Here is a 14395-nt window from a genome sequence, read left to right on the forward strand (position 1 = left end):
CAAGCCGTCCAGGGGCTCGCGACACGCCGAGAGCCGTCATTTCAACCGATTAGGTCCGATCGCAATTTGGAAGTACGGTGCGGCTGGGGCCAGAACTGCTCCCGCGCCTGGACTCTCGACCAGCTCCGCTCCCCGGCGGCGGCTGACGAGAATCCGCAAGGGCCGAAGAACCTCGTGAAGGTCGCGTTCTGCGTTGCTCTCCCCTTTTCGTGGCGGGCGCGGGCCGGGGACGCACCGCTCGACGGAAAGGGAGGTCTCCTCTCATGGCATCTGCCACCAATCGCACCGAAATGCTGGCCAAGGCGCTCATGCGTGCCCGGCTGGATTTCACGCTGCACAACGCCCGTGTTTTCGCTCGTGCCGTTATCGATGCTCCGGAAAGCGTGTTCGGTGCCAAGCCGTTGCGGTTCCTACCGAACGACACCGACGGTGATGGCCCCGTCCGGTTCGTACTGGACGAGTTCACGCAAGCCGCGATCCCGCATCGGGATGTCTTCGGTGCTGAAACTCTGGGCACGGTACCTCAACCTGCGCCGCGGCCGCTGCCAGATCCTTTGGGAGATTGGGCCACCAGGCAACGCGAGTTCAATCGCCACTGCATACCGGTCCCCGCCGGCGCAGCATTCTTTCGGAACGTTGAAGACGTGTCTGGGTCACTCGCCCCTGTTTCTCCAGCCGAGGCGAAGCCGGGCGACATCGTCACAGTCCTGGGCGGTGGCCACGGACTCTATGTCGGCAACGGCCAGATGCAGGCGCCCTCCATTGCAACAACGAAGTCAACCGCGGCCGAATACGACCCGTCGAAGCCCAACCACTTCTTCGTTGACGCGCTCGGCGACCCGGACACCTGCCGCGGGAATCACAACCACCCCGAGCAGACCAACGAAACCCACATCAGCATCGCGGTCCAGTTGGAACGCGAGATGAAACTTCTCTCGCCACCTTCACCGCATCCGTTACCCACCGCTCCCCCTAGTGCGCGCGAGCGCGCGGCGTTTCCACTCGGGGTGGGTGCTACCGGTGAGCCAGTCACCTACAGCCCCGCCGCGGATGGCCACTTGCTGGTATTCGGCGGCGCAGGCCGCGGTAAATCGATGTTGGTTCGAGGGTTGGTCCGGGACGCGCTAGCCACTAACTGGTGGGGTGCCAGACACCTTAATTCGCGGAAAGATCCGGACGCGGTTCTCGACCAAATCAGGGGAATTCACGCAGAGATAGAGATACGCCGTGCCAATCCGAAACTCCACAAGCCCGAGCTCTTGGCGCTCGACGACGCACTGTGGGCTTACTTCGATGCGGCACAACGCGAGGAGCTACACACCCTGGTTACAGAGCTGCTGTCCATTGGGCGCGAACTCGGTCTCCACCTGGTGCTGATCACCCTGACGCTGGATAACGATGAGAGATTCCCGTCTCGGTGGCTCGACTTGTGCTCGACGGTGCTGCTGACCTCCAAGCCAACCCACGACGACGCGGTAAAGGTCATGGGCGATGATGCGGCTCAGCTTCCGCCATCGGGATGGGACGGTTCTGGAAAGATGCTGCTGGTTCGCCGCTTGACCGGTGTATCGAGGCCGCAACCGCTGTGCGCGTACACGCAAGCCGACAAGTACCAGGGGTACTGACCTGGGAGCGCCCACAGGCGCCGTATCGGGCGCCTGTGGGCGGATTCACGCAGCTGGCCGAATTCTCTTCGCTCGCGTGATCGCCCGTCGCGAAGACGCTAGCTCAGGAGCAGGTAAACGTAGCGGCGACATCTGTTCTTGAACGGTCGCTGCTAGCGCAAGCGGGCGCAGCGCCTCCATTGCCTCATCAGCCTGGTGCATATGCTGTTCGAAATCCGACCAGGCCAGATCCGCACGGAGCCTTGGAACTACGGCCAGCGCGCCGTCTCCACCTTCTTCCGCAGTCCGCGCCGCGAGCGATGCGGCATATCCTTGTCGCATCGACAGGGCCGCACACCGCAAGTGGAAACGCACCTGCTCAGCTTCAGGACTCAGTTCGTCCTGAAACCAAAAGATCGATCGGAATTCGAACACCTGCTCACGAAGCTCGATATATTCGGCTGTGCGTGTGAGTATTTCGTTCCACTGTTCAATCCCTTCGCATTCGAGCGGCTCCGCAAGTTCCCAGGCTGTATGCGCAAGCGAGGGCCATGTGTTCCGAACTTCATTCGGGATCGACATGATCCGGAACACGCAGGCACCAAAAGTGGGAGCCAAGAAGAACAAGAGCAAGACGGCTATTCCAGCCTCAACATCAGTGTGAGCACCTAGCCCCACCACCACCTGAGCCATCAACATGGCAGCTAGCGAGATCCACATCAGCCGCCAGGCATGGGGCCGTGCTCTCGATATTCCATCCGCCGTCTTACCTGAATGGTGTAGACGAACCTGCACTTCGGGTTGCGCCCACAACCGCATCAGAGTCATTGCACGCTGTCCCTTGGGAACCAGACCCCGCACCTGCGGATGCAGATGATCCCTCACGGCTCGCTCAGTTGTGGTCTCGAAACTTCGAGCCCTTTGCATCAATCGCACCGTCGCTGGATCCATCACTATTGCCTTCCGGGAGTCTGCTCGATTTGGTGAAGGATCGGCCACCCGAAGCAGACGACAAGTCAGCGACACGAAAACTGAGCGCCGGGAATGACTGTCACGTCCCCATGGCACTAGCCCACCCCGACCTGTTTGAGCTCGCCCGCTTCGGGCGCTCTTCCCGCGCGATAGCTTCGGGGACCCCCTGCCTGCGCATCGCTTCGACACGATGGTGGCCATTGCGCAGCTGCGCCGGCTCGCCGGGGTTGCGGACGATCTTGATCGGGTGGCGCCAGAATGACTCGACAGCGCGCGGAACATCCGCGGTTGTGGGGCGCCCCGTGGTGAGCGAATCGAGCGCAACGGACATGGCTTGACCCCAGTCGACGCGCATAAATTCGGTCATGTCACGAGAAGGATCACTCGGCGGCAGTTCCGCGACGGGCAGCCGTCGGAGGACCAGAACTATTTTGATTTCGCATGCATCAAGCTCAGCATGGAACTCCACGCACGTGTGCGTCATCGACTTTCGGCGTGGCGGAGCCTCGCGCTAACGCGGATGAAGCAGTCTCCGCATCCGGGCGAGCCACGACCCGCGATGTTGTTGATCTTCTGGTGGCGTGGTCTCTGCGTCGACCGAAAACCTTTGGCGTGAAGCATGGCCATCACCCACAGCCAAGACCTGATCCATGGGAGAGTCGTACCTACTGATGATCACCATCGGATCCGACGCGCCGGCGCGGCTAGCCATCTCCTCGGCCATTCGGTGCACGTCATCAATGAATTGGCGCATAGCCGACTCAGGATCGTCCACGGGTGGGCCCGCCGCAAAGGTGCTCGGAATAACCTGCATCGGGCCGTGACTCGCGCGCAACTCGTAGTGCTCGTCGATGTAAATCTCTCCGGCGGGTTCCTCCGATGGTTCGCGTTCCCCTACCGCGTGGCTTCCAGGGCAGCCTCCGCGGGGCAGGCCGTGCCAGGGCGCACCACATCGGCATGCCGGTACACGCCCCGGCCTAGTCTCGCCCGCGGCTAGCTGACTGTCGATCAAATCGTTGGCTTCCAGCGCGTTGATCTCGGCGATCACAGCGTCTTCAGGATTTCCTTTCAACGGCCCGCATCTCCCGCGTCGCCGCGCTCAATCACCGTGATCTTCGGCCGCTGCAACACGGTCTGCAACTGGCCGCGGTACATGCCGGTTCCGCATACTGTTCCGGTGAGCTTCACACGATCGCCGCGACCGACGTCGTACAGGCAGCCGGCGGTTCCCTTGCACATGAGTACCTGACCGGTCTCCAGCGTGAACACAACGATCTTCACGTACTCGGTATGGCCGGTGTAACCGGTGCGTTCGAAGCCGGCCGAGACAGTCACCGAGGCCTCCAGATCGCGTAGGCGCTCCCCTTCTGTTCCGGCCGGAGTGTTGTTCAGGCCGGCGCGACGCTCCTGCTCGGCATGCGCCGCCTCCCACGCCCAGTCGAATTCGGCGGCACGTCGCGTGGTTTCAGCCGCCTGTGCAGCCGCCGCTGCTTCGTCGGCCAGCTGCTGTCCGTGCTCACGGAACAGCGCCTCCAGGCGTGCATCGCGACGGAACATCGACACAGCACGACTGCGCGACACGCGTCCGGCTCCGTCGCAGCCGAAGCAGGTTCCACCCGCCTGGCCGGTGCTGGTCCACCAGGTGAAGATTCCGCTACCGCCGCACCGGCCACATGCCTCGGTCCAGCAGATGCGATCTGTCGCCGCCTTGCCCGGGTAGGGGTCGACATAGGTTTCCACCGTGAATCGGCGCCCCTGGTGAGTGACGACAGCAGTACTCATACGTCTCACTCTATTCTCTGTTTTAGAGAATTTCAACGGAGAAGGGCGTGCCCCCGTGTCATCACCTATCGAGATGAGCACCACGCGCACCCGTTGGGCTTACACATCGGAGCTATCCGATGACCTGCTGCGTCGACTTGGCCGCCAAAAGCGACAGCTGCGCGATCTGAGCAAGAAGTGCGTCAGAGGCTCCTCGGCTGAGCTTGGTCGGATTGAGGTGCAGACTCAGTCCCACCGAACCGGCTTGTCCGAAATCGAATCGCAAGCGGCCTTCTGCCGGTCCAGAAGCGGTCATCACCTCCAGCGCCGTCGCCAACGGCTGCGAATCCCACCGCGCGGGCAGCCGATCGGTCACTGCACTACTCCTTCAGCCCGCCGGTCCTTCTCGGCCTTCTGGGCTGCAGTGTCGGCTTCGATCGCGTCGAAGGCCGTAAGTAGCCCGAGATGTGACGGCTTATGAAAAGTCTCCGGATCGAGCATGAGCCACCAGCTCGCGTCGGGCCGGCGCTCCTCCAGAAGTGCGCTGATGGAGCGGTCCCACTGCTCTGCCCCTGAAAGGGCGTCGAAGGCTTTTTCGGCGGCCCAACGCTCTTGGTCGCTTTGGCCGTCGGCATAGAAGCCGGCTGCAGCGCCTTGCAGCCAGGAAACGGACACGCCTTGACTGGTGGTGATGAGCGCGGGGCTGCGACTGTCCGACCGGAGCAGTTCGGCGGCGCTCCCCCACCCGGGCTTGTCGCGCAGGATGTGTGCCTGCAGTCCGGCGTCAATGATTCCCGCGAGCCAGGATCGGTCCGGTCCCGTGACCAGCAGCCCCTCCTCTGAGTAGGCGTGAATTCGGGTCAGAAGTGCGATCGGGTCGCTGCCTGCAACCACCGCGGTGTTGATGACGAACCCATCGGGGCGCTCGGTCTTATCTCCGATACGAATGTCTGCCGAACCGTCCTCGTACATCATCCCGGCCATCGGCGCCCAATAGGTGAAGGTTTCGGTTAATGAGGCTGCGTGACCGTGCATTTGGGCGTTGAACTCTGCTTGCCGAAAGAAGATGTCCGGCAAAATACGACGATTGCTCTCTTGCGTGTGCTGGCCGTCCAGTTCCAGAACCGCCGCCGTGAGTCGCGCAGCCAGCGCAGCGCCATATGGTCGTTCGGCGCCTCGGACGGACGCGCTGCCGTCCCGGGTTGTGAAGTCGATACCGCTCATAATTAATCTCCTTGCGCTACTGGGTGATCGGTGTTAAGTGCCCAGGGCTCTGCTGGGTTATGGCAAGCGATCGGTTCCGGTGTGATGTCGAAGCGGCAGCACTGGGTGCATTCGGTTGTCCTGCACAGCTCTTCATGTGGGCACGCACACCCGACATCGGGATCACAGGCATGTTCTCGCGCAGCGGACTCTGCTTCCGGTCTACCCCCGCTGCCCTTGGCGCCGCAGTCGCGGCAGTACCACCCCGCGACACCCACCCAGATGTCCGCGTTCCACCCGATGTCAGCCATGTGTGCACCATTCGTTCGGACATCTCAGCGGCCGTCACCGGGGTATCGGCAGACACGGAATCCGTCGCTGTTGTAGCGCCAGTCCCCGTCAATGAGGATGGTCTTCCCATCAGCAACAGTCCGAAGCACTCGCGTACATGGGACCGAGTCAGCGCCGAATCCACTGACGGGCCGCGTAACTTCGACGGACCACCAATCAGTCCCCTGCCGCACGCGCGTACCCGACCGGCGCGACATGAAATCGTTCAGCTGCTCGGCTGATTTGAACTCAGACCACTCGATACGTTTCGGCGGTTCCCCGTCGATGAAGTGCCGCAGTCCCGGCGCTATGGCGAACACCGCAATGCAGGCCAAGGCTGTGACACCCACCAACTTCGCGACCACTCGAGAATGTTCGGTGGTCAGAACGCGGATTAACATCGAACGCTTCCGTTCATCGTTCACGTTCAGCTCCCCTTTCGCGCAGCTCGACATTGAGGGCCTCTGTGATGGCGGCCCACGTGATTGGATCTAGTTCGGAGACCATCACGTTGAATGCCTCGAACCACTGTGCTCCGTGAATCGTGCGCACCGAGTAGGTCGCATTTCCGAGGACGCAACTGTCAACGGGCTCAACATGCTCAGCCTCCGGGAACATCTCAGCTGGATTGAACGTCCGGTCAGAGACGAAGCTCATGAACACGATGCCGTGTAGGCACATGTTTCGGCCGATCAGTTCGCGGCGTAACGCCACAGCGTGTTGGTCGCGCGCCGGAGACGACAGTGGGGCGATCGCACGTAGCGATTGATTGAACCAGTGGGCGCCCACGTACCCAGAGCTTCCCAGATGCAGTCCGTCGTCGTGGCGACCCGTCAACTCTGAAATCAACCGTGCCAGCAGCGGAGTCGTACCGCGGACTCGTCCACCAATCCACCAGTTTGGGTGGCCTAGCCTCAAGCGCCACACATGGAAGACCTCGTCGTCGGAGACCAGGCGAGCAAGATCGGCGAGTCGATCCGATCCTCCAGTCAATGCAGCGGTGACAGGATCGGCCGAATCCATATGGAGGTGATAGTCAAACCCCGGATTGCCATGTGTGAGCTCGCCGTACCGGACGTACAGCATTTCGGCCCGCCGGCGCGCCTCCACACTTGGAGCTGCGTCAGATCTGCCCAGACGCGTCACTGGCCTCCCTCCGCTGCCTCGACATGCTTCGCCATGAGTTGACCGAGTTGGACTAGATCGCGGTCTTTCTGAGTGGGTAGTGCCGCTATAGCGCGAATGTGCTCGGATGTCAGTTCCTCGCGACTTCTGCGAAGGTGCTGAACACGCAGCTTGATCGGATCTGTTTCCGGTGGAAGGTGCTGATCCTCGGAGATGTCTTTCTCAGATTTATAGATCTGTGGACACATCGTCGCTGCTCGGAGACAGCCGCGCGCGGCCTCGATCTGCTCATCGGCCCACTCGTCGTCATCATCAGCAGCAGCTGCGTCAGCATTCACGACTACCTGGCTAGTCACTTCTGCCCCGGAATCGCGACGACTGCGCCCGCACTACCCGGCCAGCAACCGGCGGGGCTGCCGCCCTTCTCGCGCACCAGATCCAGGCACTTGCTCACCAAGACGTTCGGGTCGTGACTCACCGACTGGGACAGGATGCGGTTCGCTTCAGCCTCTGCCTCCGCGGTCTTCTGCCGCTGCAGCGCGATCTTGGTGTTGGCGATTTCGGTCTGTAGGTTGTTGATCGACAGCTGGGTGCGGTCATCGAAGTGAATGACTGGGATGTTGACGCCGATCACCTCGATGCGGTTGCCTACCTTGGCCTTGAGCTTGTCAAGCACCATGGTGGCCAGCTTGCCGTTGATGGCTCCGTCGCCCTCGCCGACTTGAGTCAGTGGGTTGTACCCGGCGAGTACATCGTTGATCGCGGCAGTGAACTCACGGGTCACGAGGTTGTCGCGAATCGCGTCGAAGCCCCGGTAATCCTGGAACAGGCTGGGCGCTGCCTCCGGCTTCAGGCGCCACACCACGGTCGAGTCGACGCGTGCGGTCGAGTTGTTGCCCAATCGCGCGTCAATGGCGGTCTTCTTATCGCCTTCGTCGATGTGGTTGTCCGTCTGGATCGCGCCATCCAGTTCAGTGACTTCCTGCCAGGGCGCGGTGAGATGCAGTCCGTTGTCGAGGAACTGACTCGGCCGGCCGAAGGTCGTGACCACACCGATGTTCTTGGTGCTTACCAGCGTGATGCTCGACAAGACCAGACTCAGGACCGCCACAAAACCGACGACGGCGCTCACGCACCACGCCCAGAAGCTCGTGTCCGCTTTCTTCTCGTACACGCTCTGGGCTCCCTTCCGTTCTGCGAGCCTGGCCTGTCGGCCCGACTTGACAGCTACAGCGAAAGCGCCGATTGCGGTTAGAAACAGAATGGCGATGAAGATCGTGGTCCCCACGAGAGAACTCCCTTTCGGTTTTCGCCGCGTACATCGCGACGTATCGACCCGATCGTATTCTCTGTTTTAGAGAAGTCAATCATGATATGACTCGCTTTCCTTCGGCGTGCCGCGCAGTCGTGTCGCATTCGTCGGCCCCGGATCTGTGCCCGTAGCTTGCCCGTCAATCGCCGCGCCACGTGGCGGGAGCCGTGACGGCCGGGCCGCGACCCCGGTCATCCCGGCGGTCAGCCCCCATAGGAGCCGTGGCACCGAATGAACCCTGTCCTCTGCGGATGTGGCAGGTGGTCGCGGCGCCAGTAGCCCACTTCCGCGTGAAGCAGGAGGTACATCTCTCATGGTCGATTCAGCACGCCTCAAGAAGAGCGCCCGCGAGTACATGGCAGCGCACCCGGGAGTCAAATATCAGCAGGCTCTCGAAATCGTTCGAGATCAAGACCTAGTTCCGATCGCAGCAGCGTCAGATACGCCGGCAGGCCCGCCGCCATCGGTGGCGGCAACCTCCCAGGCCGGTGGCGGTGATCCGGCCGGCCCGGAGGCTTGGCTGAACGCACTCGGCGGCACCCCAACCGCCGACGAACTCGCAGCCCGCTGGGCCAATTCCGACACCGAACAGAGCCTGCGAGTTCCTCTCGGAATGAGCGTCGATGACAATTTCAAGTTCAGCGATTCCCCAGAACCGGTCTGGCTAGATCTCGCCGAGGCCAAACTGGGCGGCAACGGCCCCCACGTGTTGATCACTGGACGCACCGGCAGCGGCAGGTCGGTTGCAAGCGAAGTTTTGCTCACCGGCCTTGCAGCCCTATACAGCCCCGACCGCCTACAGTTCGTCCTCATCGGCGGCGGTGTGCACCACCCGTATTTCGATCGACTTGCACAGCTGCCCCATACCGCGGCCTGGCTCTCAGATTCATCAACAGATCGAGTAGGTCTGACGGCCCTGTTGGACCAGTTGGATGCCGAGATCGCCCGCCGCGATGATCGAATCACCAGACACGGAGTAAAGGACATAGGCGAGTATCGCCAACTGGTGGAAGCCGGCAGCGCCGATCCGTTGCCGGATCTTCTAGTTGCGATCGAAGAAGTACGTACCGTTGTGCGCAATACCGAGTCGCTCGAAAAGCGCATCTTGCGCGTGCTCAGGGTCGGCCGGTCACTGGGCATACACGTTCTGCTCATCGATCAAGGTAATTTTGATTCCGAACTAAGCCAGCACGTCACTGCGAGCCTGAGTCTGGTTACGGGCTCGCCAACGCGCAGCCGGACATTGTTCGGCGCCGATGCCTCGACTCTTCACGGCCAGCCGATCGGATCTGCCCTCCTCCACACGCTCCCCGCTGTCGGAGCTGACGCCCTTACGTCACTGCGGATCTTCTGGATCTCCTCGCCAGCTGAATATGTACAGGAACTACTCAGAGTCTTGGTATCCATGCCGCGCCCGAGCTATCAGATCGTTCAACTCCCGAAGCGCCGCTGGGGTTTCGACACGTTGATCGGCTTGGACGATTTCAAGGATCAGAGCCGCGCCCTGATCGCCTCAGCACGCATCGAGGCAGAGCTCGTGCGGCGCGGTATGCCGCGCTCCCCTCGTGCCATGAACTTCGCATTCACCGGGCCGTCGGGAACAGGGAAAACACTGGCGGCAAAGGCACTTTCACACGAGCTGTTCCGGGGCGGTGTCACCACAAGGGATAGCTTCGTGCAGGCGAACCGGTCTTCATTGGTCGGCACCGTCGAGGGTGAATCGGCAGTAAAGACACGGAAAGTCCTGGAAGAAGCGCGGGGCGGAGTCATCCTCTTGGAGAACGCGCATGAACTCATACAGCAGCGAGGATTTGGAGGAGACCCCTTCGGCGCAGACGCCTTGAGCGCCTTGCTGGACTTCATGGACGGCAACAAAGGCGAACTTGTAGTGATATTCAGCGGCGATGAACCATCCCTCGAGCGGTTCTTCAACGACAATCCCGGTGTCCGCACTCGTCTGCAGCACCAGATTCGTTTCGCCCCCGCAGATTCCGAACAACTTTGGGAAATTCTCGTTCGGCATGCAGAACAGAGCGGCCGAGTAATCGACGCCGGGGCACGTGAGAGGTTCCTTGAGACCGCTACGAAGCTCCGCGCCACGCTCAACGGTCGTGGATCATCGATGCTCGACGTACTCGGCAACGGGCGCTTCGCTTCCAGCATCTGTGAGCGCGCGCAACATCGTGCTGCGAGTCGACTCGCTGGCGCGGAATTGTTGACCCTGACTGATTTGGATCTACTGCTGCTCACGACTGACGATGTCAACGGCGCCATCGACGAACTGATCCACACATTCAAGATCGATCTCGCCGTTAGCTGACGAAGGACGCTCCCGGTGTCAGGTCCCCTCGGATTTGACACCGGGAGCATTAACTCCCGCTCGGCTGCTATGCGTCAGCTAGCCCAGATGTTGCCCTGCATGCAATCTCGCGCCGGACAGCTGTTTTGGGCCCTGGAGATGCGACTGTGCGGCCATGGCCACATATACCGTCGCTCATCCGGATCTGCCAGCGGATCTGAAAGAGACCACCATCAGCACGCTCAGCGGCCACGACGTCGCGCGGTCACTGGCAGCTGTGCATGTCGCGGGAATTCTGTGGCGCCGCGGTGATGGCACCGCTGTCCACGCGGCTGACCTACTCCCTGGAATCACCATCACGGAGGTGGCATAGCAATGCAGTTCAAGGCGATACACCCGGACTCGGCACACACTGTTCACGTCGAGGCCGAGGATGCGGTAACGGCACGCGCAATAGCCGCTACTGAATTCGGCGAAAGACTCGGCCGCACAGCCGACGCCGTGCTAGATCAGGTGTTTGTCAGCTGATAGGTGTTTCTTGCCCCGAAACTCTGGACAGGGAGCCGATTCCGTACCGCTGGGCGAAAGCCTGGATGATCCCGATGGAGCGTCGACAGTCCTCCACGGTGCGATGACCGGACTCCGGTGTCGCCGCGGCCAACGCCTCATACCCCTGTGGGTCTATAAACCGTGCGAGTTCAGTGAGTGCCGAGGCATCGATCGTGCGATGCGTGAAGCGAGAGAACAGCTTCGGCATATACCGCTCCAGGAACGGCCCATCAAGTGACCTCACGGAGCTGCCCACTAGCGGTACAGGTTCGAGGATCCCTTGCTCGTCGAGGAAGGCACAGAGCAGCGCCGTCGCCTGCTGATATCCCGCGACAACCGTTCGGGTTCCGTCTGCATGGCTTTGCGCGAAGCTCATCGGCCGGTGTAGGTCACGGATTAGCCAGTTGTTCAGGTGCATGGTCTGCGCCACCGATAGCTGCGCTGATCTATCCCATTGCGCATAGGTATGTTTCGCCCAGGCCACATTCGACGGCGATGCGATCAAGACACAGAGGTGCGCAATCTCGTGCAACCTTGCATCGACGATCACGATGCCGACTTCGAGGATTAGATCGGAATCGGGGTCAAGCCCGGTTGTCTCGATGTCGAGTACAGCTAGCCGATCGAAAGCGGGTGTGCCTTGTTCAGCGGTGCCATGTTTTCCACACATGGCAGACAGCCTGCACGAGAGCGTCACTGGCACAAGGCGCCCGTAAGCGACACGCCGAGCCGCTACGGCAAAAGTGCGCGCCAGGCATCGCGATCGATTCCGCGGGTGCGGCGATAAATCTGGTCCCGGGGCATGCCAAGGGTTCGGGCTACCCAGACCATGGGCACGGTCAACTCAACGGCAGCAGCGATGAGGCTCAACAGTGGTTGTGCATCATCACCGTTCAGCCCTCCTTCGCGGAGCTTGACCAGGGCATCGTCGAGGCCAGCGCCGGCCACCCACGCAAGTTCCAGCGTGGCGGCATCCGGGGAGTCGAAGCCTTCGACGAATTGGCGCACTGTGCGCGTCAGTTCAGTCGCCGTACTCGGATGTGGGTGCAACAACCACCTTTCCATCGAGAGGGCCAGTGCCGGCGCCGCGCCGGTGTCGTCGGATTGCGCCGCCAGAACGTCAGCCACCAGGGATGACAACGCCCCCGCACGCCGCCGTGAGCCAGCGCCGTCACCTGCGGAATGGATCAAGGGGTACACCCGGCGCGAGGTCTGGGACCGCACCGGATCTGCTGATGTGAGCGCAGCCACGACCAGCGCGGTTGTCGCCGCGCGCTCGACGGTGTCAAACAGCTGCGTTCGGCGTTGCCCGCTGATCCGTCGCTGGTGACTCGTCACACCATCTGATTCGATCGTTGTCGTCACGAGATGCCCTTCTTGTCGTCGACAATCAGCCGCACCTTGAGCCGCTCCAAGACCGGCGCCAGGTAAGTCGCGAAATTGTCGGTATCGCTCGGCCCGCCGTGCAGCATGCCGATCGCCTGTGCGTCGCCGCTGCTGTTGACGACGAACACCGGCGCACCCGAGTCCCCCTGTACTGCGGCACCACCCCACTCGAGCTGATCGTCTCCAGCAGCGATCAACGGCCCGCATGTCAGACCTGAACGAGAACCATTCATGCACACCGGAGTTCCCGCAGGAAGAGCCTTGGCCGACGGGACCGACATCACGCCACGCAGCCGTATCCCGTCGTTTATCACGGTTCCGTACGCCGCTTCTTGTTGTGCTGGAGACAAGAAGAACAGGGCCGCGTCATACCTGCGGCCGGCGTCATCGACTCCGCGTTCGGCGTTCTGCAGCGGTGAGAGGTTCAGGCGACCAGCGCCTTCAGCGTCGGTGTACATCCACAGGGGCGCACCTTCTTTGCGATCGCAGTGCCCGGCTGTCAGGTACCCGATGTCGCTGCGAGTGCTGACAATCGGCCATGAAATGGTGCATTCAGACACCTGGGTGGGATCGAACTGCTGGACCAAACTCACCCCGGGTCGTGGGTACGCGGCGGCAGTGAATGCCACCGGCGGCCGTGAGCCGCGGACACCGGCGATCGATATCCACGCATCACTGCCGGGCGCCGGTTCGGCATTGGCCGTCGGCTCTGCGACCCAGCTGGTCGCCGTTGCAAGTACGAGCGCGACCGCCCAACCTGCGGCGCGCGCGGCACACCTTCTCCCGCGCCGGGAGCTGGCAGATCTCATGGCCTCTCCTCGCTCGCGAATCTCTGCGTTCCAACGCGCGCAGAATACACAGATGCCGCTTTGGATTCGCTGGCATCACACGCGGTAACAGAACTCCCCGGGGCGCACGCGCCGCAGCCCGGGCGCCTGGTCTGCAGGCCCTATTCTCCGCCGCAATATCGCGTCATCTCGACCGAGATCTTTCAGGAGACCGACTTATGTCCACAGGTAAGCGTCCAGTTCTGTCGGCGATAGTAGCCGCGGCGGCAATCGCTGCGATCGGAGGCGGCGTCGCGCATGCTGACCCCGCATCGGATCCGACTTCGGATGTGGCGACAATCACCTGCGATATGCCGGATTGCGGAACCGAACCGGCAACCGAACCGATTGTCGAGCACCATCTCGTCGACGAAGAGCCTGCGCCTGAGCCGGTCATCGAGGCGACAGACGAAGAGGCCGCCGCCGAACCTATCGACGAAGCACCGCCAGTCGACGATGCAGCACGCGACGAAGAACCGATCACGGTAGAGGAACCGATACCCGGCGCTGCTCCGTCACGTCCCCTGGTGCTCGTGCCGGTTGCTTCGACCAGGCCTGTCACCGAGGCAGCCGCGATCGATAAGTCCAAGATCATCTACACCGCACACCCTGTCCCCCATGTCACCGATGCGGACATCTCGGCTGGGTTGCAGGCCGCCGGCGTAAACCCACGGCTATTTGGGCAATTCGACACCGCCACACGCACGATCATGGGCGGGGAATCCGGTGGCGCAACCAACGCCGTGAACCGCGGAGATTCCAATGCCTGGGGCGCCCGGCAGCCTGACGGCGCACCAGCTGGAAGCTCGCGCGGCCTTATGCAGACTGTCCCAGGGACTTTCGCAGCCAATCATGCCCCGGGCACCTCCACGTTCATCTACGACCCGGTGGCCAATATCGCCGCGGCATGGCGCTACATCGCCGTGCGCTACCACGTTGATCTGCACACCGGCACCGGTTTGGTCACCTTCATGGCGCGCGGCGTCGGCCACGGCGTCGGTTACTGAGTTTCTGGCCCAGTCCCTGC

At 62.0% G+C, this 14395-nt stretch carries 15 protein-coding genes; 4 read left to right on the forward strand and 11 right to left on the reverse strand.

All coding sequences use genetic code 11. From position 1 onward, the window contains the following. Positions 1–263: 263 nt before the first annotated feature. The gene (locus tag AOT87_RS07590) at positions 264–1625 is read left to right on the forward strand and encodes an ATP-binding protein (RefSeq protein ID WP_057969937.1); all 1362 of its coding nucleotides are present in this window, start codon (positions 264–266) and stop codon (positions 1623–1625) included. A 45-nt stretch (positions 1626–1670) separates the two neighbouring features. Here the strand turns inward: AOT87_RS07590 and AOT87_RS07595 are convergent, their stop codons facing one another. The 8 genes from AOT87_RS07595 to AOT87_RS07640 form a co-directional block, all read right to left on the reverse strand. Continuing rightward, entirely contained in the window at positions 1671–2432 is a 762-nt protein-coding gene (locus AOT87_RS07595; RefSeq protein ID WP_131727638.1) for a hypothetical protein, read from the reverse strand. Positions 2433–2655: 223 nt separating this feature from the next. Further along, positions 2656–2943, reverse strand: a complete 288-nt coding sequence (locus AOT87_RS07600) for a hypothetical protein (protein ID WP_057970363.1) — start codon at positions 2941–2943, stop codon at positions 2656–2658. 701 nt (positions 2944–3644) lie between these two features. After that, the gene (locus AOT87_RS07610) at positions 3645–4358 is read right to left on the reverse strand and encodes a hypothetical protein (RefSeq protein WP_057969934.1); all 714 of its coding nucleotides are present in this window, start codon (positions 4356–4358) and stop codon (positions 3645–3647) included. Positions 4359–4470: 112 nt separating this feature from the next. Then, positions 4471–4713 carry a hypothetical protein gene (locus AOT87_RS07615; RefSeq protein WP_057969933.1) on the reverse strand — a complete coding sequence of 81 codons (243 nt, stop codon included), beginning with the start codon at positions 4711–4713 and terminating at the stop codon, positions 4471–4473. Beyond that, positions 4710–5561, reverse strand: coding sequence for a hypothetical protein (locus AOT87_RS07620; protein ID WP_057969932.1), 852 nt, complete (start codon positions 5559–5561; stop codon positions 4710–4712). Before AOT87_RS07620 ends, AOT87_RS07615 begins: the two co-directional genes overlap by 4 nt. 723 nt (positions 5562–6284) lie before the next feature. Continuing rightward, positions 6285–7016, reverse strand: coding sequence for a hypothetical protein (locus tag AOT87_RS07630; RefSeq protein WP_131727302.1), 732 nt, complete (start codon positions 7014–7016; stop codon positions 6285–6287). Further along, positions 7013–7333: a hypothetical protein gene (locus AOT87_RS07635; RefSeq protein WP_131727301.1), complete on the reverse strand. Its 321-nt coding sequence runs from the start codon at positions 7331–7333 to the stop codon at positions 7013–7015. Before AOT87_RS07635 ends, AOT87_RS07630 begins: the two co-directional genes overlap by 4 nt. Before the next feature lie 14 nt (positions 7334–7347). Beyond that, a complete protein-coding gene (locus AOT87_RS07640) occupies positions 7348–8169 on the reverse strand; it encodes an SPFH domain-containing protein (protein WP_237085099.1) in 822 nt (273 codons plus the stop codon). Positions 8170–8920: 751 nt separating this feature from the next. Here AOT87_RS07640 and AOT87_RS07645 point away from each other — a divergent pair. After that, on the forward strand, positions 8921–10627 hold the full coding sequence (locus AOT87_RS07645) for an FtsK/SpoIIIE domain-containing protein (RefSeq protein WP_237085100.1): 1707 nt from the start codon (positions 8921–8923) through the stop codon (positions 10625–10627). Positions 10628–10781: 154 nt separating this feature from the next. Then, on the forward strand, positions 10782–10979 hold the full coding sequence (locus AOT87_RS07650) for a hypothetical protein (protein ID WP_049233005.1): 198 nt from the start codon (positions 10782–10784) through the stop codon (positions 10977–10979). Between the two features lie 147 nt (positions 10980–11126). Here AOT87_RS07650 and AOT87_RS07655 read toward each other — a convergent pair whose 3' ends face one another. From AOT87_RS07655 to AOT87_RS29240, 3 genes are all read right to left on the reverse strand, one after another. Then, on the reverse strand, positions 11127–11825 hold the full coding sequence (locus tag AOT87_RS07655; RefSeq protein ID WP_052539044.1) for an exonuclease: 699 nt from the start codon (positions 11823–11825) through the stop codon (positions 11127–11129). 62 nt (positions 11826–11887) lie between these two features. Continuing rightward, a complete protein-coding gene (locus AOT87_RS07660) occupies positions 11888–12520 on the reverse strand; it encodes a hypothetical protein (protein ID WP_057969927.1) in 633 nt (210 codons plus the stop codon). After that, positions 12517–13350 (reverse strand): S1 family peptidase, encoded by an 834-nt coding sequence (locus tag AOT87_RS29240; protein ID WP_235624467.1) that lies wholly within the window; start codon positions 13348–13350, stop codon positions 12517–12519. Before AOT87_RS29240 ends, AOT87_RS07660 begins: the two co-directional genes overlap by 4 nt. 197 nt (positions 13351–13547) lie before the next feature. Here AOT87_RS29240 and AOT87_RS07675 point away from each other — a divergent pair, with 197 nt between their 5' ends. Next, entirely contained in the window at positions 13548–14375 is an 828-nt protein-coding gene (locus AOT87_RS07675; protein WP_057969926.1) for a transglycosylase SLT domain-containing protein, read from the forward strand. Positions 14376–14395 lie beyond the last annotated feature (20 nt).

The sequence above is a fragment of the Mycobacteroides sp. H003 genome (genome assembly GCF_001440135.1).
Classification (GTDB): Bacteria; Actinomycetota; Actinomycetes; order Mycobacteriales; family Mycobacteriaceae; genus Mycobacterium; species Mycobacterium gwanakae.